This window comes from Neobacillus niacini (assembly GCF_046591715.1).
In the GTDB taxonomy this organism is placed as follows: Bacteria; Bacillota; Bacilli; order Bacillales; family Cytobacillaceae; genus Neobacillus; species Neobacillus niacini_L.
In genome coordinates this window covers 267,512-291,098 of the sequence record NZ_JAWVNQ010000002.1, presented here as the reverse complement: position 1 = coordinate 291,098, position 23,587 = coordinate 267,512, and the positions used below count along the sequence as shown (strand labels likewise).

General features: G+C 38.8%; 19 protein-coding genes. All 19 read right to left on the bottom strand.

Annotated features, from left to right (window positions below; all coding sequences use genetic code 11):
- Window positions 1–3 precede the first annotated feature (3 nt).
- Window positions 4–1,983, bottom strand: coding sequence for an excinuclease ABC subunit UvrB (gene uvrB / locus SFC47_RS08650; RefSeq protein ID WP_411253878.1), 1,980 nt, complete (start codon window positions 1,981–1,983; stop codon window positions 4–6).
- A gap of 207 nt (window positions 1,984–2,190) precedes the next feature.
- Window positions 2,191–2,427 (bottom strand): DUF2198 family protein, encoded by a 237-nt coding sequence (locus SFC47_RS08645; protein WP_411254094.1) that lies wholly within the window; start codon window positions 2,425–2,427, stop codon window positions 2,191–2,193.
- Between the two features lie 228 nt (window positions 2,428–2,655).
- On the bottom strand, window positions 2,656–3,597 hold the full coding sequence (locus SFC47_RS08640) for a cation diffusion facilitator family transporter (RefSeq protein ID WP_411253877.1): 942 nt from the start codon (window positions 3,595–3,597) through the stop codon (window positions 2,656–2,658).
- A gap of 41 nt (window positions 3,598–3,638) precedes the next feature.
- On the bottom strand, window positions 3,639–4,040 hold the full coding sequence (locus SFC47_RS08635; RefSeq protein ID WP_411253876.1) for an ArsR/SmtB family transcription factor: 402 nt from the start codon (window positions 4,038–4,040) through the stop codon (window positions 3,639–3,641).
- Window positions 4,041–4,168: 128 nt separating this feature from the next.
- Window positions 4,169–4,750 (bottom strand): putative ABC transporter permease, encoded by a 582-nt coding sequence (locus SFC47_RS08630; protein WP_411253875.1) that lies wholly within the window; start codon window positions 4,748–4,750, stop codon window positions 4,169–4,171.
- A gap of 234 nt (window positions 4,751–4,984) precedes the next feature.
- A complete protein-coding gene (locus SFC47_RS08625) occupies window positions 4,985–6,175 on the bottom strand; it encodes a PDZ domain-containing protein (protein WP_411253874.1) in 1,191 nt (396 codons plus the stop codon).
- Between the two features lie 286 nt (window positions 6,176–6,461).
- Window positions 6,462–7,922, bottom strand: coding sequence for a S41 family peptidase (locus tag SFC47_RS08620; RefSeq protein WP_411253873.1), 1,461 nt, complete (start codon window positions 7,920–7,922; stop codon window positions 6,462–6,464).
- 166 nt (window positions 7,923–8,088) lie between these two features.
- Complete coding sequence (locus SFC47_RS08615) at window positions 8,089–9,420, bottom strand: murein hydrolase activator EnvC family protein (RefSeq protein ID WP_411253872.1); 1,332 nt, start codon at window positions 9,418–9,420, stop codon at window positions 8,089–8,091.
- Window positions 9,421–9,525: 105 nt separating this feature from the next.
- Complete coding sequence (gene ftsX, locus SFC47_RS08610) at window positions 9,526–10,419, bottom strand: permease-like cell division protein FtsX (protein WP_411253871.1); 894 nt, start codon at window positions 10,417–10,419, stop codon at window positions 9,526–9,528.
- Window positions 10,409–11,095 (bottom strand): cell division ATP-binding protein FtsE, encoded by a 687-nt coding sequence (ftsE, locus tag SFC47_RS08605; protein ID WP_411253870.1) that lies wholly within the window; start codon window positions 11,093–11,095, stop codon window positions 10,409–10,411. The genes ftsX and ftsE overlap by 11 nt, the downstream gene beginning before the upstream one ends.
- 275 nt (window positions 11,096–11,370) lie before the next feature.
- Window positions 11,371–11,691, bottom strand: coding sequence for a cytochrome c551 (gene cccB, locus SFC47_RS08600; protein WP_411253869.1), 321 nt, complete (start codon window positions 11,689–11,691; stop codon window positions 11,371–11,373).
- Window positions 11,692–11,742: 51 nt separating this feature from the next.
- Window positions 11,743–12,606 carry a YitT family protein gene (locus SFC47_RS08595; protein WP_411253868.1) on the bottom strand — a complete coding sequence of 288 codons (864 nt, stop codon included), beginning with the start codon at window positions 12,604–12,606 and terminating at the stop codon, window positions 11,743–11,745.
- A 327-nt stretch (window positions 12,607–12,933) separates the two neighbouring features.
- A protein-coding gene (prfB, locus tag SFC47_RS08590; protein ID WP_411253867.1) for a peptide chain release factor 2 occupies window positions 12,934–14,035 on the bottom strand; the annotation gives its coding sequence in 2 pieces (ribosomal slippage) (window positions 12,934–13,962 and window positions 13,964–14,035; 1,101 coding nt in all).
- Window positions 14,036–14,397: 362 nt separating this feature from the next.
- Window positions 14,398–16,350, bottom strand: coding sequence for a hypothetical protein (locus SFC47_RS08585; protein ID WP_411253866.1), 1,953 nt, complete (start codon window positions 16,348–16,350; stop codon window positions 14,398–14,400).
- 320 nt (window positions 16,351–16,670) lie between these two features.
- Window positions 16,671–18,617, bottom strand: coding sequence for an Ig-like domain-containing protein (locus SFC47_RS08580; RefSeq protein ID WP_411253865.1), 1,947 nt, complete (start codon window positions 18,615–18,617; stop codon window positions 16,671–16,673).
- A gap of 380 nt (window positions 18,618–18,997) precedes the next feature.
- Window positions 18,998–20,512 (bottom strand): cytochrome c3 family protein, encoded by a 1,515-nt coding sequence (locus SFC47_RS08575; RefSeq protein ID WP_411253864.1) that lies wholly within the window; start codon window positions 20,510–20,512, stop codon window positions 18,998–19,000.
- A gap of 178 nt (window positions 20,513–20,690) precedes the next feature.
- Window positions 20,691–21,662 (bottom strand): 6-bladed beta-propeller, encoded by a 972-nt coding sequence (locus tag SFC47_RS08570; RefSeq protein ID WP_411253863.1) that lies wholly within the window; start codon window positions 21,660–21,662, stop codon window positions 20,691–20,693.
- 2 nt (window positions 21,663–21,664) lie between these two features.
- On the bottom strand, window positions 21,665–22,363 hold the full coding sequence (locus SFC47_RS08565) for a tetratricopeptide repeat protein (RefSeq protein ID WP_411253862.1): 699 nt from the start codon (window positions 22,361–22,363) through the stop codon (window positions 21,665–21,667).
- 20 nt (window positions 22,364–22,383) lie between these two features.
- Window positions 22,384–23,565 (bottom strand): cytochrome c3 family protein, encoded by a 1,182-nt coding sequence (locus SFC47_RS08560; RefSeq protein ID WP_411253861.1) that lies wholly within the window; start codon window positions 23,563–23,565, stop codon window positions 22,384–22,386.
- Window positions 23,566–23,587: the final 22 nt, after the last annotated feature.

Here is a 23,587-nt window from a genome sequence, read left to right as displayed (position 1 = left end):
ACGTCATCCTTCCGCTTTTAACTCTAATAATAAATCACGAAGCTCAGCAGCACGTTCAAAGTTAAGCGCTTTTGCCTCTGCTTTCATTTCTTTTTCCATCACAGCAATTAACTTTTCTCTTTCCTTCTTCGACATCTTACCGAAGGATGCTGCTGGTTTGTCATTTTCCTCTTCCTCAGCAGCATGTGTCGCACGGATGGCCTCACGTATTCCCTTTTGAATCGTCATTGGCGTAATACCGTGCTTTTTATTATATTCCTCTTGAATTTTACGGCGCTCTCTAGTTACATTAATCGCGATTTCCATCGAGTTTGTTATTTTGTCTGCATACAAGATAACATGACCATTGGCATTACGGGCAGCACGGCCGATGGTTTGAATTAATGATCGTTCGGAACGGAGGAAACCTTCTTTATCGGCATCAAGTATCGTTATCAGCGAAACCTCTGGAATATCCAGTCCTTCTCTTAGAAGGTTAATCCCAACGAGGACATCGAACTTGCCTAGACGAAGCTCGCGGATAATTTCAATTCGTTCGAGTGTTTTCACTTCGGAATGCAAATATTGAACCTTGATTCCAATTTCCTTTAAATAGTCTGTTAAATCCTCTGACATTTTCTTTGTCAGAGTCGTAATAAGCACCCGTTCATTTTTCTTAATTCGCTCCTGTATTTCACCAATGATATCATCAATTTGACCCTCAATTGGCCGGACCTCAATTGTTGGGTCCAACAATCCTGTCGGCCGAATGATTTGCTGAATCATTTCTGGAGTATGCTCCAGCTCAAAAGGACCCGGAGTTGCTGATACAAAGATTGCATTATGAATATGCTTTTCAAATTCATCAAAGGTTAACGGCCGGTTATCAAGCGCTGATGGCAGACGGAAACCGTGGTCCACAAGCACCTGTTTCCGGGCTCGATCACCATTAAACATCCCTCTAACTTGTGGAAGGGTCACATGGGACTCATCCACAATTAAGAGAAAATCCTCTGGAAAATAATCTAGCAGCGTATAAGGCGTTGAACCAGCAGGTCTCAGCGTCAGATGACGTGAGTAGTTTTCAATTCCTGAACAAAAGCCCATTTCCCGCATCATTTCAAGATCATAACGAGTACGTTGTTCGATCCGCTGTGCTTCAAGCAATTTATTTTCCTCACGGAGCTCTTCTAGGCGTTCTTCAAGTTCTTTTTCTATATTCTCAATGGCAAGTCTCATTTTTTCTTCTCTGGTTACGAAGTGGGAGGCCGGGAAAATAGCGATATGTTCACGCTCGCCGATAATCTCTCCCGTTAATGCGTCAACTTCACGAATCCGATCTACTTCATCTCCAAAGAATTCTATACGAACACAGTGCTCATCACGTGACACGGGGAATATTTCCACCACATCGCCGCGGACTCGGAACGTACCGCGTTTGAAATCAATATCATTTCTATCATATTGAATATCAACCAAACGATGCAGCAGGTGGTTTCGTTCAATTTCCATACCTGTCCTTAGAGACAGCACCATTTCCCGGTACTCTTCTGGAGAACCGAGACCATATATACAGGAAACACTCGCAATGATAATAACATCTTTCCGCTCAAAAAGGGCAGAAGTGGCAGAGTGTCGAAGTTTATCTATTTCATCATTTATACTGGCATCTTTTTCAATAAATGTATCTGTCGAAGGAACATAGGCTTCAGGCTGAAAATAATCGTAGTAACTTACAAAATACTCTACAGCATTGTTTGGAAAGAACTCTTTAAACTCGCTGTAAAGCTGACCAGCTAAGGTTTTGTTGTGAGCGATGACAAGTGTCGGCTTGTTCACTTCTTTTATTACATTCGATACCGTAAACGTCTTACCTGTTCCAGTGGCCCCAAGCAAAGTCTGATAGCGCTTGTTTTCTTTTATGCCCTGAACTAACTGTCGTATCGCTTCAGGCTGATCACCCTGTGGTGAATATTTCGAAACTATCTCAAATTGGTCCTTCACAAAAATCTTCCCTCCCTGTCTATGTATATGAAAAAATTTCCATTTAACGAGATGATGTTAGAAAATGTATCCTTTAAAAATCACATATTAACATTTTAACACAATTGACAGAAAACAAACCAACAATATACGAACGAATATTCGTTTTTTTATTTAATTAAGCAAAAAAAGCCTGCCAATAGATGACAGACTTAACATGGTAGTAGTTCATGGTGTTTTTTTGACCACTCTCGGCTTCATTTTTGCTGCAAGCCAGAAACCAGCTGTAAGTGAAAAGGCATCTACAACGATAAGCGGTAAAGTGTTGGTATATCCTTTAAAAGCAGAGGCAGCGATGAGCCCGACAGTCAGGGCAAGACCGATTAGCCGATTATATGTGACTCGGGTAAATAGCAACACGAGTAAACCTGGCAAAATAAGTGCAGACAAATATCTAATAACCATCTCCAAAATGGTTCCACCTCATTTATTCATTTCTGTTTATTAATTTTAGAAATTTATTCACAAAATTGCAAGAAAAAAGACAAGAGATTTACACTCTTGTCTTAAGATGCAATTAGCTAACTTCTTCAGGAATTAACACTTGAATTTTTGTTGTCAGAACATCTTCTTTTTCTGAGAGAATAATTTTCAGATCAAATAGGGTGTCCCAAAAGTACGGGACACCCTCAATTAGTTACACGTCCCATGCGGGCTGGGACAGCCCATTTCAGCCTTTTCAACTTGAATCGTACTATGTTCAATATGAAATTCATCATGTAGTATTTTTTGAGAACGTGCCAAAACCTCATCATGGATTCCTTCATCTAATATGGTAATATGACAACTCAACACTGGATAACCAGAGGTAATGGTCCAAATGTGTAAATCATGGACTTCCTTCACAAGAGGAATTTTACTAAGTGCCTCTTTGACCTGATGAATATCAATTTGCGTTGGTGCCCCCTCCATCAGAATATGGAAGGAATCTTTTGTAACTCGGATACCACTAATAATAATTAATATCGCTACAATCACACTCGCAATAGGATCTGCCAGGGTCCAGCCGAAGAACATAATTAACAAGGCTGCCACAATGGCTCCGACTGAACCAAGCATATCACCTAATACATGTAGAAAAGCACTCCGGACATTGAGGTTATCATCTTTGTCACCGCTCATTAAAATCCATGCTGCAATAATGTTTATGACTAAACCGGTTATTGAAATCATCAGCATTCCTGTACTTTGAACCTCAGGCGGAGCGAAGAAACGTTGAAATGCTTCATAAAAGATATATAAAGAGATGATGATCAGGGTAATCCCATTTAAAGCAGCTGCAATAATTTCAAAGCGTTTGTAACCAAAGGTTTTTCCCTGCGATACATGTTTTTCCCCTAGCTTAATGGCAAAAAAACTTAACCCAAGTGCTGCTGCGTCGCTAAGCATATGCCCAGCGTCAGACAATAACGCTAAACTGTTTGTTAAGATTCCGCCGATAACCTCGACCACCATAAAAGCGGCAATCAAAATAAATGAACTTAGCAGTGCCTTTTTATTACTTGTATGTGAATGACTGTGTCCGTGTCCATGTCCATGTCCATGTGAGTGGCCATGGTGATGATGGTGTCCCATATTTATTCCTCCCCCAACAAGAGTTGGCTCTTAGTTTTTTCTTATCTCTTTTTTGCAATACGCTCTTCCATACTTTCTTTTCGGTGTGCTACCTCTTCTTGATGCTCGAAAGCAATGTGAATGAGTTGTTTCACATGATCATCATCGAGAGAATAATAGACTAGCTTTCCTTCTTTTCGGTATTTTGCCAGCCCAAGACTCTTTAAATGGCGTAAATGATGGGAAGCTGTGGCTGTGGTTGCACCGACAATATTGGCCACATCACAAACACAAAGTTCTTCCTCAAGTGTAAGTGCATAAGCAATTTTCATTCGTGTCTCATCGGATAGGGCTTTAAAAAGCTTTGTAACCTCAAAAATATTTCTGTTATCAACTAAAGGCTGCAGTTTAGTGGTTTTGTGGCTGTCTACACATGTTACTTCGCAAATATCACGATCCTTCATTCCATCACCTCATACATTCAAATCTTTATTTGATTATATGATATTCAAATCCATATTTGAATGTCAATCATTTATAAATTTTTTTAAAACAAAAAAACCCTTCTATTTACCTAGAAGGATTTGTGCATTTATTGTACAGGATTAGGTGATTTTGCCTCTTCAAACACTTGAGTGGTATGCCTTCTTATGGACAATGCAAGTTCTGCAATGAAATATAAGATCACTGCCGGCCAAATCCATGACCATAGCATCTCGACTTTTCCATACACAGCAATAATTATAGGATGAACCCAATTTATACAAGCTAAGGACAACAGAATCCAGCATAGAGAAAATGGCAGACAAATATGGCCGTTAATTTGCAATGGCATACCGGAATAGTCCCACCATTGACGCTGAAAAAACTTCTTTAGCAGTGCACCGCTTATGTACTCTATAAAGGTAGGAATGAAAAAGCATAGCAAAAGGATAATTCCCCATTTTGTATCCGGACCAATTAAATAAACCAACAGCACGGGTGCAAAGCCATACATCGGCTTAAAGGGTCCGAGAAAAAAATTCGGCTTAAAAAATTTACGTTTTATCATGTAACTGTAGCTATTTTCTAACAGCCAGCCAATTAACGAATAAATCGTGAAATAAAAAACAACAGCAGATACTCCTTCAAAGCTAATATCAATCGGAGTGTTAAAGTTTAAAAAGCTAATCATATGGCTAAACCACCTTTCTTGAAATTAATTTCCCATTTTAGGTTTAGCACTCACACTCTCAAATATACGATAAATTCCCATAGAAATCCCGCTGCCAAAATAATGAGCAGCGGGATCTTATCTAACTTTTAAAATAGGACATTACAATAATTCATTTGCAGATTTCAAATAGATGGGGATTTGATTAATTTATTTTTGAAAAATCAGTTGATTGAAATAAAACAAACACATTCTTTATCCAATTCTTTCATCAAATTTCCGCTGTTCCTGTACAAAAAGGATTCCGAGTTCATAATGGTCACCCTCATACAGTGCACGCTGAACGAAACGGACTTCGCCATTTATGTCGAGAACTTCGAGTTTACAATGAGCTCGATTTTTTTGCAGCCCTTCATAAAAAATATGTTCATTTCTAATGGCAACTCCATTGACTTTTGAAATTAATTCACCGACTTGAAGTCCCATTTTATCAGCAGGAGATTGCGGTATAATTCCAATAATCATTAAGCCATTGTTTTTCTTCGAAAAGTAAAACGGTAAATTATCGTCCTTCAAACGCTGCATTAAGGAAATCAATTCACGGCCGATTATTGCTACTGCAGCTGTTCCGATAGAAATTAACGGATACCAGTACCCGACAACTGACAAGATCATGATCAAGATTCCAAAGGTGGTAACTCTACGCCCCTGCAAGAGAATCGATTCCTTCGGCAGCATACCTTGGATTTGTTGGTTAATGCCAATCGCAAACGGTACTAGAACTAGCGAGTAGGATTCGGCCCCGATGGTGAATACCGGCCACCAATCAAAGTTCAGAGTCAAGACCTCACCTGGGATCAGTAAGAACATCGGAACAATCCAAAACCGCTTTACCTCATGGGCACCAACAAGTTGTCCCCTCCTGCTTCTTACCAGCTTCGGTGAAGTACCTTTTATTGCATTTTTACTAATAAGTATTCCCTCTGAAATCAGTAAAAGTGCCATTAGTATGACTAAGCCAGGATATACCTTTTCATCTAAAGCCTGAAATGTATCATTAAAAAACGGCAGAGTCCATTCATACTCTATTATTAGATTAATGGCAAAAAAAGCGGCACCTACCGTGTATACCGGCGACATAAGCCTAATATTACCAGTTAAACTCCACACTAATGTAAAGACAGCAATAAGAAGGATGGCTGCAAACGGAAGTGTTAACCCCGCCATTAGGGTGACAATGGTAAGTATTAGACCCAGTAGTAATCCAATAGGGAACAACTGCCGCAGTTCAAAATAGGCATCAAATGTCCTGTTATGAAAATTTTTCCGCTCACGTTTTACCCTCAATACTCCTAGTATTCCAGAAAGGAAAATAAGATAGTAAAATACCGGATTTAGAAAAAGCCTGCCTGTTCCTTTCAACAGCTCCAAAAGCCATAATTCCACCAACTCCTGCCACCTGCCTTTATTATAAAATTAAATTCTATTATTCTAGCTCTAAAGATTATTTTACCAAAATGGCAGGATAAAACCTATTGCTAGATTCTTGAAAAAACAAAAAAATGTCGAATTTTTATTTTTTATTAAAATTTCCTTTTTATACTTCAGCTTAATTCGTGTGATTTCATTTGTATTCAACAAATATTTCCACGGAAATCTTTGCAGGCTGCAAAGATAAGTATCTTGTTTTGTCGCACACAAAAAAACAGAGGCAGGTGCCTCTGTTTTCGGATTATTTTGCGAGTAGTCTTAACGCTGTTTGAAGCTGGATATCATTTTTCTCTTTTTTCATTTCCTTTATTACCTGTTCCTCTAACTTTGCAGCTGTTTTTGCATCGATCTTTCCTGTTGCCTGCAGGTTATTGTTTTGCTGGAAGGCTTTAACAGCTGTTGTAGTTTCTTTACTAAAATATCCGTCTGTTCTTCCTGGAGCAAATCCTAAACTGGACAATATCTCTTGAGCATTCTTTACCTGTTCATTGTTCATATCCTCTTTTAGCGGTTCTTCAATTTGAAGTGGATGTGTATTATAGATAGCAGGCTGTTTGATTTCAACATCCGGTTTTACTCCTTTTTTGTGTATCCAGTTTCCATCAGGCGTCAGCCATTTGAAGAGTGTCAACTTGATATTGCTGCCGTCTCCCATAGGGACTGCCTGCTGTACCGTACCCTTTCCAAAAGTTGTTTCTCCGACCAATTGATAACCTGCAGCTTCTTTTAACGCTCCTGCTAAAATTTCTGAAGCAGATGCACTTCCTTTGTTAATAAGGACAGCAACTGGATACTCCTTTTTCTCAGTAAGATTAGAGAAGTGCCTTTCCTTATCTCCATTTCGTTTCTCAATTTGAATAAATGGTTTATCTTTGGTTACAAATTCTTTTAAAATATCCTCAACACTTACGAGCAGCCCGCCAGGATTTCCACGTACATCTATGATTAGACCATCAATATCTTTTTTCTCAAGCTCTCCCAGCTCCTTTTTAAAATCAGCAGCTGTTTCCTGAGAAAACGAAGTAATTTCAATGTAACCGATCTTTTTTCCATCTTGTTTTTTCACTTCTGCATGAATCGTTTCAAGTGGAATTTCATCACGTGTCACATCAATGGTAATAGGGTCCTTTAAACCCTTACGAGCGATTTCTAATTTTACCTTTGTTCCTTTTTTACCGCGTATTTTTAAAGTTGCTTTATTCAAATCCAGCCCCTCTACACTTTTTCCATCTACTTTTAAAATTTCATCATTCGGCTTTATTCCGGCTTTTTCCGCTGGTGAATTCTTAAATGGAGAAATAATGATAATTTTCCCATCCTCCATCCCCACTTCTGCACCGATCCCCTCAAAGGAAGATTCTAACGTTTGACTGAATTGCTGGGCAGTTTCCTTATTCATATAAACGGAATAAGGATCATCTAGAACTGTGAGCATTCCTTGAATTGCTCCCTCCACGAGCATCTCATGGTCTACCTTTTCAACATAGCGGCTCAGAATTAATTCGTATGCCTGATTTACTTTCACAAGGTCCTCCACCGCCAGATCATTTTGATCTGCTGGTGCTGTATCTGTTTTCATTAATGTTTGTTCAAGGGCAGTATTTCCCTCTGTTCGTTCGTACCAATTCATTCCCGCATATGTGGCCCCCGCTCCCGTAAGAAGCGATCCAACCATCATCAGGGCTATCCACTTACGTTTCATTCTGTTCCTCCTCATGTGCAGCATCAATTAAAATGAGTCTCCTACCCCCTGTTTATTAACTATTATGTAAGGAATGGACGAGTTATTCCTGAAATATGGAGGCTCGCTATTGGACTTGTTTTTAACCAAAAGAAAAGGAAGAAGCATGGCTTCTCCCTTTACATTATTATGGCATCGGTACAATCCCCACAGGATTGATCGCGTTACTTTTACTGCCATTCCATTGTCCTCTATGAAGTTCAAAGTGTAAATGTTTGCCTGTTGAATCACCGGTGTTACCCATAATTCCAATTTGCTGGCCCTTTTTCACAACGGCTCCGGAGCCGACTAATCGCGCCTCCATATGAGCAGAAACCGTTGTATACGTTTGTCCATTTACAGAATGAGCGATAAAAACAACATTCCCATAACTGCTAGAGTAGTAGGATCGAATAACAACACCATCAGCCGCTGCCCAAATAGGCACATTGGCAGCACCATTAGCTATATCCACCCCATAATGGAAGGAGCCCCATCTTGGTGCAAACCCTGATGTAAACGTTCCATTCGCCGGCATCGTGAATGCTCCACTAGAAACAGGTGGAGATGGTTGTGTCGGTGTCGGTGTCGGGGTATTATTCCCACCGCCGCCGCTAGTAGACCCAGAATTATTGTTGTTCGCTGCTGCAGCTGCTGCAGCTGCTGCAGCTTCAGCAGCTGCTTTTGCTTCGGCAGCCGCAGCTGCCTGTCGCTGTTGTTCAAGCTCAATTGCCTTTTGAATCGCCGCTGATTGCGCCGCTAGGATTTGCGCTTCTTCTTGAAGCTCCATTTTATGTGCATGGATTTCATCTTCCTGTTCTTCGAGCGTTGCTAATAATCTATCCTTTTCAGCCCTCTGCGCATTCAATTGCTGGTTCATCTTTTCTAAATCAGCAAGAATCGTTTGAACACTTGCTAAATCTACTTCAAGCTTTGCTTGATTTTCCTCAAGACTCTTTTTATCCGCTTCATGCTGCACGAGAATATCTTGGTCTGCCTGCAAGATGGTAGCCACAGCACTAGCACGGTCAATAAAATCACTAAAGTTTTTTGAACCCATTAATACATCAAGATAACTAACCATACCGCCTGTTTCTTGGTAATTTCTAGCACGATCTTTTAACAGCTCATTTCGCTTTTCAATTCGTTCTTTTGTCACCTTAATTTCTTCTTGGAGTCTAGTAATTTCTGCTTTTGTTTCCTCTAGTTCTGCGGTTTTTTCTCTAATTTTTTTATGTGTCTCACCAATTGAAAGGTCAAGGCGAGTCATTTCTTCTTTAACATCTGCCTGCTGGGCATTTAAACTATTAATCTGTTGGTCTGCATTATTGATATCAGAAGATACTTCTGAATTTTTCTTTTCAATTTCTTGTTGCTGTTTTTGTAAGCTTGAAATGGAAGCTGCTTCCGCGATTCCACCAAAAATACTGCTTACAATGAATGTCCCTGCCACAGCTATCGTTACAATTGATTTATTCAAGTCCCAGTTCTCCTCCCCGCTTATTTTATTTATGTAAGGGTAAGTCGTAATTTCCCTGCCATTTAAATCAGGAAGGACATCTTTACACTGCCCTTCCTGACAAGATTAAACCTTTAAGAACTTTCTAACCGACATCACACTTCCCCAAATCCCGATTAAGCCTCCCATTAATAGAAGGAGTCCAGAAACCTGGTACATAAACGGATTGTATGGAAGAATTTGAATGAAGTTCCCTATTAATTTTGGTGCTAAATATTCATAAGCGTTATAGTATGCGATCGATATTAGAATAATTGGCAGGATTGCCCCAAGAACACCCAGCCACAATCCTTCTAAGAAGAATGGCCACCTAATAAAGTTATTCGTTGCTCCTACAAGCCTCATAATCTTAATTTCTCTTCGCCTTGCGATGATCGTAATTTTAATAGTATTAGAGATTAAGAAGACCGCTGTGAAAAATAATCCAGCGATTAGCACAATTCCTACATTTCGGCTGGCCTTAATAAAGTTAAATAATTTTTCAACGGTTCCCTTGCCGTACACAGCCTTTGTAACATACTCGAGCTTGCCAATTTCTTTTGCGGCATTCATAGTATCTTGTGGCTTTTTCGTTTTTACGATAAATACATCGTTAAGTGGATTGTCTTGTTCGAAAAGTTTAAATGCTTGTCCATCCTCACCCATGCTTTTTATTAAGTCTTCAAGCTCTTGCTCCTTGGATGAAAATTTCACACTCGCTACTTCTGGAATTTGTTCAATCGCACTTTTTAACTTTTGCTGATCTTCATCATTTGCCGCTACATCGATGTGAACGCGAATTTGTACGTCCTCTTCAATGGTCTGTGCCACTTTATTGAGATTCATCATAATAACGAAAAAGACACCAACTAAAATGAGCGTTACCGTTACAGCACTAACTGAGGCAAACGTCATCCAGCCGTTTCGTCCAATACTCTTAAAGCTTTCACGCGCATGACGGCCAAGAGTTCTAATTTTCATAACCGTAATCACCTCTTTGTTCATCACGTGCAATTTTTCCGCCCTCAATCGCAATTACCCGGTGTTTAATGGTATTAACGATTTCCCTATTATGGGTCGCCATTACAATTGTAGTACCTCTATTATTAATCTCTTCAAAGATATTCATGATTTCCCACGATGTCTCTGGGTCAAGGTTACCAGTAGGTTCGTCCGCAATTACTACCTTTGGTGAGTTAACAATCGAGCGGGCAATCGAAACACGCTGCTGCTCGCCTCCGGATAACTCAGTTGGAAGCATTCGTGCTTTATGCTTAAGATTAACTAGGTCAAGGACTTCCATGACGCGTTTTTTGATAAACTTTGGCTGTGCTTCAATAACTTCAAGCGCGAAGGCCACATTCTCATAAACGGTTTTCATTGGCAATAGCTTAAAATCCTGAAAGACTACTCCAAGATTCCGTCTAAAAATAGGAACTTTCTTGTTTTTTATTTTAGCGACGTTCACACCATTCATTGTGATCGTACCTGAAGTTGGGACTTCTTCACGATACATCATTTTAATGAAGGTAGATTTCCCGGCACCACTAGGACCAACCACATAGACAAACTCTCCTTGGTTAATCCGTACGTCTATCCCATTTATCGCAGTAACCCCATTTGGGTACTTTTTAAACACATCCTGCATTTCTATCATTTTAGATCACCTTTATAAGTTAGTTTCGAAACAATATTATTCGACATTAACCTCTTATTTTCTTGCACAAAAACAAAATCCTAGACAAAATACTGCAGGATTTCGCATAAATTCATTATAACATTGTATGCAAGTAATAAAAGCGGTAAAAATATTACAGTTTCTTTTCAAAAACTACATGAATTGTTATATATATCCTATATTTTTCGACAAAGTGCGAAAATGTTAAAAAAAATAAAAAACGTTCTGTCTAAAATAACAGAACGTTACCATTGTTACTTTTTATTGGAAAGCCAATCTGCAACCTTATCAAGGTCTTCGCCTTCAATTAAACCTCCAGGCATTCCACCATTTGTACCATCTTTAATAATCGCAGCTATTTCATCTTTTGATTTGCTCGCTCCAACTGCAGTTAGGTCAGGACCCATTCCACCCTTTAAGTCACCGCCATGGCAGCTTGAACATTTCTGAGAATAAATTTTTTCAGCATCCCCTGCTTGTGCTGTGTCTCCACCCTCGTCGTCTCCTCCGCCACATGCAGCTAGACTCATCACAAGAGCTGTTCCCAATAACATTTTAAGCAGCTTTTTCTTCATAATATCTCCCCCGTAATGAAAAAATTACCATACGAGATTAGTATAGCAGTCTTACGCTCTTTTGAAACCTTCTCCCAGCACTTCAGAAGCATCCATAACGACGACAAATGCAGTCGGGTCAAGGCTTTTAACCAATTGTTTCAATTTTGTGAACTCACGCTGATCCACTACACACATTAGAACAGGGCGCTCATTATCAGTAAAACCGCCATGTGCCGATAGTTTTGTTACACCTCGATCAATTTTATTCAGTATTCCCTCGCGCACTTCCTCTTGCTTATTGGTAATAATCATGGCCGTTTTCGACCTGCCTAATCCTACCTGTACTAAATCGATTGTTTTACTTGTTACATATAGAGCTATCAATGCATATAATCCACGTTCAATATCAAACACAAGGGCTGCTGAAATGACGATAATTCCATCAATCAGTACTACGCTTGTTCCAAGTGTTAAACCGGTATACTTTGTAATAATTTGTGCCGCTAAGTCCGTTCCTCCGGTGGAAGCATTTCCTCTAAAAACAATTCCAAGTCCAAGACCTACTGCAATCCCGCCAAACAAAGCACCAAGTAATGCATCATTCGTCCATGGTTCAATATTTTTTGTTAAAAAAACAACAAACGGTAAGAATAAGGTACCCACAAGGGTTTTTACCCCAAACTGCTTTCCTAGCAGTAACACTCCAGCGATAAACAATGGAATATTAAACGCCCATTGTACATAAGCTGGTTCCCAGCCGATTACGCTTAATAATATCGTACTGATCCCGCTGACTCCGCCTGAAGCAATTTGATTGGGCAGCAGGAAAACATTAAACGCCAATGCGATAATGGCCGATCCAATGAGAACATTTATGTATTCTAAAGTACTTTCGAATTTTGGTGCAGCCTGGTTACTTTTTCTTTTATTCATAGTACAATTCCCCTCTATATTACCTTTTTGCTATAATTTCTAAACTCAACCGAAAGTGAGTATAGCATGGCAATAATTTGCTGTAAATGGGATTCAGATAACGCATTAAAGGGTTAAATTTTTTATAGTATTTGTCATTCATACAGTTTTCATGAGGAATTCTCGAATAGGATTTTTTACTATTAAAGATGGCATGTCCCTTTCAGTAACCAGCAAAAGGAATAAGCGGAATTAATCCGTCTATTACGTCAATCCTCGTGACTTTGATAAGAAAGAACCTCAAAAAGGAACCCTTTGCACTCATAATGCAAAGGGTTCTTAGATAGATTATGAAATTCTAGAACGCAGGTAAGCATCTATAAATGGATCCAAATCTCCATCCATTACCCCCTGGACGTTTCCACTTTCGGCACCCGTCCGGTGATCCTTTACCATGGAGTATGGGTGGAACACGTATGAACGAATTTGACTTCCCCAGCCAATTTCCTTTTGTTCACCGCGAATTTCCAAAAGCTCTTTTTCCTGCTGTTCGATTTCGCGTTGATAGAGCTTTGCTTTCAGCATTTTCATAGCAGCCTCACGGTTCTTAATCTGTGACCGCTCATTCTGACAGGTAACAACAACTCCTGTTGGCATATGCGTAATCCGAACAGCTGAATCGGTGGTATTAATATGCTGTCCACCTGCACCGCTCGCACGATACGTATCTATTTTTAGATCCTCGGTACGGATTTCAATTTCAATTTCATCATTAAATTCAGGCATAACCTCGCAGGATACAAAGGAGGTATGACGTCTTCCGGAAGCATCAAACGGTGAAATCCGCACTAATCGGTGCACACCTTTTTCCGCTTTCAAATAACCATAAGCGTTATGACCTCTTATCGCCAAGGTAACACTTTTAATCCCAGCTTCATCACCAGGAAGATAATCGAGCGTTTCAACCTTAAAGCCCTTTTTCTCGGCCCAGCGTGTATACATACGGAGCAGCATGGATCCCCAGTCCTGTGATTCCGTTCCGCCAGCACCTGGGTGCAGCTCTAAAATCGCGTCATGCTTATCGTATTCTTCGCTTAGCAGCAACTGAAGTTCAAATTCATTTAATCTTGAGGTTAGCTTGACTAACTCTTCCTCAAGCTCTGCTTGGAGTTCCGCATCACTTTCTTCTTTTACCAGCTCATAGGTTACTTCAAGATTCTCAAAGGTTTCAAATAAATTTGTAAACTCATTTACCTGATCCTTTAATACATTGGCTTCACTAATAACGGATTGAGCCGCCTGCTGGTCATTCCAAAAATCAGGATGAAGCATTTGATCATCCAGCTCAGCTATGCGCGCTTCCTTATTTTCAAGGTCAAAGAGACCCCCTAAAGTCCACTAATTTCTTAGCTGATTTTTCAAGTTCATTGCGAATTTCTGCTAATTCCATTTTCGTCACCTCTATAAAAATTACGGTCTATTTCTAGCATATGTCATGGGCGTTCGTTTGTTCCTTATCCATTATAGCCTGAATGAAGAGGAAATTTCAAAAATGAATACAATTGGTCTTACCTTCTGTGTATAACTCTACTTATCAACAGGCTGATTTTTTATTTTTATAACGACCTTTGTGGATAAGTAGAGTTATCAACTGATTTTTTTAAAAAATCTAAAAATTCCATCCACATATCTACAAGTCCACAGGAGTTATCTACAGTTTTTTATAGGTTTTCTGAATATTTAATACTTATCCACATGAAAAAGCTCTCCATTTTAGTGAAAATGGAGAGCAGCATAAAAAGATTTATATCATTAATAACTGTTTGTATGACATTTTTTACAATCGCTGTGTACACCATTATGAAGTTGCTTGTGACAAGAAGAACAAGACGTATTTCCATCGCTGACCGCCTTCGTTACGACAGGATCAGTACTATTATGGCAGGTCTCACATGTCATTGCTTCATTATTCTTATCGGTTCTGTCATCCCTAGCATGCTCACTTGTTAGAGATTTCGCATGACATTGGGTACATGTATCTTCCGTTTTGTGAAGTTCAGGAATATCGTGATTATTTAATGTTCTCGTCGGTATTGTTAGATAGCCCTGATATCCTTTAACCCCAGATCCTGGCTGATGGCAAATAATACAATCATTCATGGAGCGGTTTTCAGTTACCCGAACAGGGAAATTAGGATCAAAATTTTTAGCCTGATAATGAATCGAAGGTGTCGATCCATGTGGTGCATGTGCATATTGATCACCTTCTGGATCATCATGGCACTGACTGCATCCTGCTTCTAAAGTGATGTAATTATGACAATTCTCACAACGATTTTTAGAATGCGTTCCGTTAAAACTTAGTTTCTTCTTATGAACATTTTCAAGAACCCCGTTTGAACCTTCAAAGCTAGAATCATCATGACATGATGTACATGCTTCTGCACTAGAATCATCCATTTCCTTATAGGTATTAGAATAAAATTTCCATTCTCTATCTAAGGAAATCCCCGATTGGTCAGCTACGGTTATAGTAACTGTATGATAACTTTCATTTTTCAAGTCCTTTGTCGGTGTATAGCTAACTAGTCCTTTACTCTGGTCAAAATCAAAATTCACAGTTTCATTATCTACTTTTACAACAATGGAATCTGCGTTTATCTCACCATTAGGGGAAGTTACCACCGCTGAAATTGTTGGTTTTAAATCACTCAAACCATGCTTTAACGGCGATACATCTGAAATTTTCGGTTTAACCGCTGCCGAAAAATTCCATGTGCGGGTTATTTGATTACCAAGTGTATCTTCGGTATATAACTCTAATGTATGGCTGCCGTTAGGAACCATTCCTTCATACGTTAATGTTGCACTTTTTCTAGAGGTAATTACATAATCTCCATAATAATCAATTTCCCCTGGATACTTAAAATCAATCGCTAACGGTTCCCCGTCTAACTTTAGGGTTACATTATCCTTGATATCTACTAAATCTTTTAACCCGATACTCAACTTTAGAGGACCATCAGTGAGTGTCATTCCATCCTTAACGTAATTTGAACTACTCACTTCTGGCGGTGTAGAATCGACTACGAATTTCCATGTCTTTGTAGACTTTTTTCCAACACTATCTGTTGCTTCTAGGTAAGCAGTATAACTTCCCGTTGAAAAATTGTTAGCAAACGAAACAGTTCCAGTATCTTTATTTATCTCTAGTGGAGTTTTCACTACATTATTGATTTTCAAAAGTACAGAATTCCAATTGATTGTGCCATTATCTGTTACAATAGCAGATACTAGATTTAGACTAGCTTGTTCACTATTGTTCGCTGGGCTCATGTTTGTAATTTTTGGTGCTTCAGCCACATTAAAGGTCCAAGTATCGCTATAAACGATAGAGGAATCTGCTTTGTCTTTCATACTGACCTCGATGGTGTTCACACCATCCTTGAGATTTGTTGCATTAAAACTGATTGTACCTTCCTTGCCCCCAGTGTAGCTTTTAGCAGTAAATGCTGCAGGAACTTGCAGTCCATTTACTTTCATGATTGCGCTTGTACTATTTAATTCGTTCACACTCTTAATATATACAGATATTTTCGTGTTCGATGCTGTAATAGCAGCATTTTTACCAGGTGAGTAATTTGAATAATAGGTATCATTTGCTGAAACGATAAAGTTACCAAGTAAAACTGCTGTTGTAATAAATAACATAAGAATAATAATCCGCTTATTTTTCAACCTAAAACTTCCCATTTTCTCGGACACTTTTCATGCCTCCTTCTATTTTTCAAACCATTAAAAATAATATTTGTGTACCATCCCCCCCTTTATTTCTGCGATATTATAAAAAAAGACCAAGTGGAAGTTAAATCCTTGAAGCAAGGTCTTAATTTAAGTGCTCATTAAACGAACATTAACACTATCCTAATATTGCAAATTTCCATATTATTCCTTATTCAGAAGATATTGTACCACCATAGATAGGTATAATTTCCTAACCTTTTCAACAAATCTGTTAAGTTTTATTATTTAAAAATAAAAAAAACAAGAGTTACAGAACCTCTTGTTTTTTTGATTATTACTTATCAGGGTACCAGCCCTTTTTTGGGAGCGTGAGCTGCACTTAAGGCTTTTTCGACCTCTGTCTCTCCTCTTCCATGACAATATGAACAGGACTTACTTGGATATGCTTTATGTTCTGTACGTGCTGCATCATAATTTTGGCCTGTTACACCGTAGATGGCTGTCGTGCCATTGTGACACGCCAGACAAAACGCTCTTTCCTTGGATTCAGATAAAATACTAAACTCAACTTCCTTGTTGTCCATTACTACTTTTACGTTTTTACTATCTGTATCTCCGGCTGTGAAGGTCTGTGCATTTTCGTGTCCTAACGATTGTTTTAGCTGCTTTATATTGTTAGATCCATGGGTATCGTGACACTCGGCACACGGCAAATGCCCTGCAAGAGGACTGCCGTCCAAAGCTTTGATGATGTGTCCTGAAAAATTCTTCTCCGCTGTAGAAATCTCTCGGTTAGCGAAAGATGAAGTACCGTTTGTTACTTCGTACTGTTTCTTTATTTCTTCTGTCAAATTGTTATAATGACTTGCGATATCCGCAGATTTGCTATATTTACTCTTGAAATCTTCATTATGACAGCGAAGGCAAAGTTCATAATCTTCATAAATACCAGTTGCAGTACTAGATTTACTATATTTGAAAACAGAGTACTCTACATCTTCATGTGCGATTTTCTCAGCACTGTCGTTTTCATGACATGACTCACATAATTGTTCTTTACTGCTTAATTCTTCAGTTGGCTTATTTGGATCAACCGGATTAGATGGTTTATGTGTATAAGTGATATGGTCTTGTGCCATATTCGGATTAGTTTCTGATCGTTCCAAATGCGGATTATGACAGCTTCCACAAGAGCTTCCACTTGGTGTGCCGTCAATCTTTACAGCTGCATCATGGGTATGATTGGCTTTGCTATTTTCAGGAATAGGCGCCACCACTGTTCCGTCATGACAAGACATACAGAATTTATCTGCGGCTAACTCTTTGGTCTCGTTTGATTCAGTTTCATTTGGTACTGCCTCAGGCGTGCTGGTTTTTGTAGTTAACAAATTGGCATCCAGTGCGTTGTGCGTACTGTGGCAATTTCCACATGTATCTACATTATTGGTATAACTGCCATGAGGATTTTGGTGTTTTTCAGATTTTATACCGACAGTCGTAAACGACCAAAACCTAGGAAAAGCACTATTTTTTGCAGCGTCAATAATCCCTAATGGACTAATAAAAACATTATACTTTTTACTAGGCAACAATACTTCTAATGGTGTGAAGGTAATCTCTTTTGTAACTTCATTAAAGCTAGTGGTTCCTTTAACATTTGTACCATTTTGAGAGACATTGATGCTATTCTTTATTTCTGCTTCATTTAACTCTGAAGCATCGGATATTTTCACCTTAATTGCTGTATCTAATGAAACTTGAGTCATATCTTGTTTCGGAAAAACAGCCGGCAATACTTGAGGTCTCAGAGTATCTACGATAAATGTTACCTTATTAATAGTTGAAATGTTCCCATCGCCGTCAATAGCCTTAGCATAAACAGTATGGCTGCCTTCTGTTATTTCGGGAATCTGATATAGCCACTTTCCCATACTATCAGGCTGCACTGACACCCACGATCCAATGATTACACCTGCTGAATCCTCTGTGCAATCCATACATAGATTAACAGTTGCCTCTGATTCAGCGGTCCCTTCTACGACTTTTGAATTTAGGTAATCTCCATGTTTAGGTTTGATAATTGCAATAGATGGAGGGGTAGAATCAATTGTAATCTCACTTTCTGGTGATGGGCTTTCAACTAATTCATCTGTTGAATCGGAAGAATCATCCGTAATAGGTGATTCTATATCGGTTAATTCCTCATTATTAGCGTTTGTTTCATTGGAGGAATCGGTATTTGTTGGTTCCGTAATTTCCTCGCCTTTAACGTGTGAAATGGGCAACAATTGTTGGGGTCCTAACAATTGTATACATAAAACAAGTATGACAAGTACTTGAAATTTGGTTTTATGCAAAAGACCTCTATACCTCATTTAGCACCTCTCATTTCTACTATATTTGCTTTTCGCAAATTGTTGCTCTCTCTATATTTTATTCCTATTAATAGGAAGCTTCTAGAGAATGAGGTGATAATTCAACAAATATTCATATATAAAAAATCAATATTTAACCTTACAAATTGACGGTGAAATAATTGACAATTTTATGACATTATTGGTAGAATAATTGCAAATAACAAGGTGCTATGCAATCGCATAACACCCTATTTTCCGAACATTTAATTTTGAGCTAATAATTAGTTGCAGCTAATTGTTAGCTTATTTTTTTAGTTTGTACCAGGCATTCCAACTGGGTGATCAGCACGACGCTCAGCATTCTTAATTGTTTCAGCATGAGAGCTGTTGTGACAAGCCCAACATACTGACATGTTCGTGAACTTCTTAAGTGCTGATGAAGCGTTATTGTCTGTCATGTAATTCATTGCATCATCTTTTGTAGGGAACTCAGGAGTGCCAGTTAAATCAGCTACTGTGCGTCCAAGAGCATCCTTCATGATTTCTGCATCAGTTCCGTGTGAGTAGTGGCAGCGTACGCAAGTGTAGCTGTCGCTATTTGTGCTGTGACGGTATGCAGCAGTTTCTTCACCGAAGTGTGATTTCTTACCTTCAGAGTTAGCTTGCATGTAGTCAGTATGACAAGCCGCACAGAATTTAGACATTTGAACACCGACGTTTGTTACTTTACCAGAAGCATCAACTTTGTATCCAAGATCTACTAATTCTTGTGAAGTTTTACCGCCAAATTGTGCGATAGGAGCACCTAACCAGTACGCACTTTGCACTGTGTGATGACCTTCTTGAGCCATTTCAACAACTACAGGACGAGCGATGAAACCCTTTGTAGCAGTTTTAAGAATATCAGCACCAGCTTGGTTTACAGAGTATACTTCAGCATGATCGAATGAGAAGTATACATTCTTATTATAAGAAGAAATACCAGCAGTTGCATTTTCTAAACGTGTCCAATAAAGTTTTTCATTTGTACGGTTGTCATAACCATATAACCATGGTGCTGTTGATTTTACATATGTTGAACCACTTTTATTATATTGAGCTACAGTTACTACACCATCTGCATCTACAGTACGATAAAGGACTACATCTGGTTTAACAGTATCAGTAGCTACTGGTAATCTATCAACTACAGGAACATTTTCTAACTGGTTACCACCTTGAGAAGCAGGCATTGATCCAATTCCGTTTGGATTATATTGAAGTAAACGGTCAGAGTAAGATCCGTGTGGAGCGTGACAGCTTGCACAGTTGAAGCTTTCTCCCCACATTGTACCTTTAGTTTTAGAAGTGTCTACTGGGTTTCCACCAGGAGCAGCATTGATTTTAATAGTATCATTTGCCATATGCATAGATTCTCCGTGAGAACCACCGAATGTACCAGCACCATCTGTAGTTGCCTCTGAACCATCAGCGAATACATTTAAAAATCCTAAAGTTCCATCATGACAAGCAGTACAAGTTTGGTAAACCGTATCTGCAAATAATAATTGGTCACCTTTTGAAGTATGTGTTTGGTGACAACTTGCACAAGAGTTAGTGTTATTTTGGTAAGAAGTATGAGTCTTATGACCTTGTAAGTTTTTAATTACAGAACCTCTAGCAGTTCCGTCATTTGTGTCAACACCATCAGCAGTATTATTAGCGTTTTCCAACACGCCATCAACATCTGTAGTAATGATTTCTGCATTGTGATCGGGATCCCCATTATTATTCGCTGGGTCTGGTCCTTCTGCAGACGCTGCTATCGCAAACATACCGAACAGCATAAGTGCGAATAAAAAGCTTAAACTAAACTTTCTCATTCTTTAAAACCTCCCATGTAAATCTCTCTTTTTTCTCTCTTTTTTCTCTCTTTTTTATAAACCTATGAAAAAACTATGCTGCTATTCTTTTTAAACCACCCCCTTAAATATAAGGATATAAGTGATTGACCTATTTGCAATTTTATTTAAAAACTTGAACCCTAAGGTTTAATGTATCGGTTATATAGACATTGTCTTTGCTGTCGATAAACAATCCATTTGGTAAATAGAATTGTCCATTTTGTTCTCCCATACCGCCAATTTGAAAGATTTTCTTACCATCCTTGTCGAAGCCGTAAACCATGTGTGTTAGATTGCTGACAACATACATCTTACCGCTGCTGTCAATATCAATTCCTCTAGGGTTAACAAAAATAGATTCTCCCTTACCATTTTCGGAACCATTAATCATCTTTACAAACTTACCTTGTTTATCAAATATCTGCACCCGCTGATTACCGGTATCAACGACATAAATGTTACCTTCCTCATCCGAGGTGATTCCATTTGGTGCATTAAATTCTCCATCGTTTGTGCCAGGGTTACCTACTTCAAGGAGCAACTTACCTGTTAAATCAAAAACATATGCTTTGTTGGCCTTAATGTCTGTAACATAAACCTTTTTATCAATAATCCGCAATGCAGCCGGAGCTGACACTTTTCCATCTTTGCTTGATTCTGGTGCAAAGTATTCAATAAACTTTCCTTTTTCATCGAAGATAGAGATTTTACCATTATATAAATCCGCTACATATACTCTACCTTTTTCATCGATTGAAATTCCGTATGGGAATTTGAACTGTCCCTCTCCGGTACCATCCTCACCAAATGCAAATAAAAGGTTACCACCCGCATCGTATGCAAGAACGCGTTTATTATTTGTATCGGTTACATAAGTAAAAGAGCTATTTACTGCTACATCCATTGGCTTTTCCATTGGCTTATTAAAATCCCCAGTAAGAGACTGGCTGTGGCTCGGGGCACCATTTGGATCAAGCACCTTTAATAATCCTGTATCAACTGCTTTTGTATTATTTATAAATAGCAGGGTGAAGATAGCTGCCGTGACGATAGCAATGAGTGCCATTCCGATATACACATTACGTCTTTTCATTGTTATTCACCTTCAGCCTTTGTGTCTTTATCTTTTAGTCTATCAAGTGCATCGACAGCATCTTGGTATAGTGGATCATAGGCTAGAGCATCCTTGTAAATAGCAATCGCATCACTGTATTCACCTTTTGCCTCAGCCACCATGCCAATTTGATAAATAATGTCTGAATTGGTTGGCGCTAATTTGTTTGCTTGTTCTAGCGCCTTTGTTGCCTTGTCATATTCCTCTAAACCGCGATAGGCGATCCCCATTTGAACGTGGCCCTTATAATCTTTAGGAGCGATGTTTACCGTCTTTTCGAATTCAATTAATGCTTCGTTATAGCGTTCTTCTGATAAAAATACTAGACCTAAATTGTAATGGGCATCATAGTAGTTTTTATCCTGCTCTAAAACATAATCAAACTCTTTAATTGCCTTTTCATTATCACCCTTTAAGAAATAGGTGTATCCTAGGACAATACGATTTTGCAGATTGGAAGGATCTTTCCTAACCTCTTCCTTGTAATACGTGAGCTGCTCATTCACTCTATTCATATCCACATCATTCCAAAAATAAAAGTGACCGAGAGCATACCCAGTGCCTACTGAAAATACTAATGTTAAAAATAACAGTAGAATACTAGTCTTTTTTGTAAAAGTCTTCGGTTGCTTCTTGGCTGTCCTGCCCTCAACTTCCTGAGGTACTTTTGCTGCTTCCATTTTAAATCCCCTCTCGGAAATTATTTCTTGGCTTTCTGATTACTATCTTGCCTATGACATTTCGTACATGTTGTCTCAACGTGGCATTTTAAGCATGTTTTATCAAATTTCTGATTTTCTGCAAGTTTCACTGGGTGTTTGCTCTTCCAATTATCTTTGTGAGTCCTTGTATGACAGGAAGAACATTGAACCTTGGTAACTGGTACATCACTGGTAATCCGATTCTCATGACAGGTGAAACAGGTTTGTGTATCCTTAGATAACTCTCCATGCTTCGTCATGAAAGAATTGATTTGATGGCTTTTAGGCCTCTCACCATGGCAGTCTTTACAGAAGGTATTTGTTTTTGCATAAGCATTTACCGTTACATTGGATGAGTCAATTTCTTCATTATTTAAATACTTCTTATAACTAGGATCTTCTTTAAATAAGTCATATTCCTCTGATGACATATAAGAATGACACTTCTCACACGTTTCCAATTCTGAAGGCTTTATTTTTCCGTGATCCCCAGATTTAAATTTTTCCGTTTTGTGGTCGTCAGGTACCATGGTTGATTCATGACAAGCTGTACATTCAAGCGTAACTTTTCTTGCCTTATGACATTCCATACAAGTATCCATTTGCGGACGTATGTACTTCGTGTCACTCATGACGGAAGCACCTAACTTTGCATTCCATTTTCCGTAGTCACTTTTATAGGTCATTTTTCGATCTGAAATTTCCCCGTGTGCAGTACCACTATGACATTGAACACACTCAATTCCTTCAGTCTTGTGTTTATCGTGCGGTATAATAATGTCCCCAGAAGGAGTGACACTTCGAGAGTTCATATTATGGCACCTTTCGCACGCTTCATCTGGTATCAGATTAGGCATTTTGATTGGTGCTAGATAAGAATCTGTCTGCTTCTTGTAAAGTTCAACTACTCCATTTGCCTTCGATTTTACATAATTTTCGGCTCCTGGCTGAACATGGCAGCTCGCACAATCAACCTCACTATGACTGGATGCCTTCAATGTATAGTACTGTGGTTTCATCTCATGGCAGGAGGAGCAGAACTCCGAACTCGAAGTGGTTTCTACTCCTACTAGTCCTAATGAGAAAAAGACAACGATAAAAAACACTGCAATTGTTAACCGTTTAAATAATTTATAGCCTTTCCGGGGAGGGGAGGTTTGTTCTATATGTTCTTCTTCCATTCACTGTCCCTCCTTTTAAACA

Excerpts from the sequence above, each read along its gene's own strand:
- SFC47_RS08645 (WP_411254094.1), bottom strand. The coding sequence starts at position 2,427 with ATGGTTATTAGATATTTGTCTGCACTTATTTTGCCAGGTTTACTCGTG.
- SFC47_RS08640 (WP_411253877.1), bottom strand. The coding sequence starts at position 3,597 with ATGGGACACCATCATCACCATGGCCACTCACATGGACATGGACATGGA.
- SFC47_RS08635 (WP_411253876.1), bottom strand. The coding sequence starts at position 4,040 with ATGAAGGATCGTGATATTTGCGAAGTAACATGTGTAGACAGCCACAAA.
- SFC47_RS08630 (WP_411253875.1), bottom strand. The coding sequence starts at position 4,750 with ATGATTAGCTTTTTAAACTTTAACACTCCGATTGATATTAGCTTTGAA.
- SFC47_RS08620 (WP_411253873.1), bottom strand. The coding sequence starts at position 7,922 with ATGAAACGTAAGTGGATAGCCCTGATGATGGTTGGATCGCTTCTTACG.
- ftsX (WP_411253871.1), bottom strand. The coding sequence starts at position 10,419 with ATGAAAATTAGAACTCTTGGCCGTCATGCGCGTGAAAGCTTTAAGAGT.
- ftsE (WP_411253870.1), bottom strand. The coding sequence starts at position 11,095 with ATGATAGAAATGCAGGATGTGTTTAAAAAGTACCCAAATGGGGTTACT.
- cccB (WP_411253869.1), bottom strand. The coding sequence starts at position 11,691 with ATGAAGAAAAAGCTGCTTAAAATGTTATTGGGAACAGCTCTTGTGATG.
- SFC47_RS08595 (WP_411253868.1), bottom strand. The coding sequence starts at position 12,606 with ATGAATAAAAGAAAAAGTAACCAGGCTGCACCAAAATTCGAAAGTACT.
- SFC47_RS08575 (WP_411253864.1), bottom strand. The coding sequence starts at position 20,512 with ATGCTGTTCGGTATGTTTGCGATAGCAGCGTCTGCAGAAGGACCAGAC.
- SFC47_RS08570 (WP_411253863.1), bottom strand. The coding sequence starts at position 21,662 with ATGAAAAGACGTAATGTGTATATCGGAATGGCACTCATTGCTATCGTC.
- SFC47_RS08565 (WP_411253862.1), bottom strand. The coding sequence starts at position 22,363 with ATGGAAGCAGCAAAAGTACCTCAGGAAGTTGAGGGCAGGACAGCCAAG.
- SFC47_RS08560 (WP_411253861.1), bottom strand. The coding sequence starts at position 23,565 with ATGGAAGAAGAACATATAGAACAAACCTCCCCTCCCCGGAAAGGCTAT.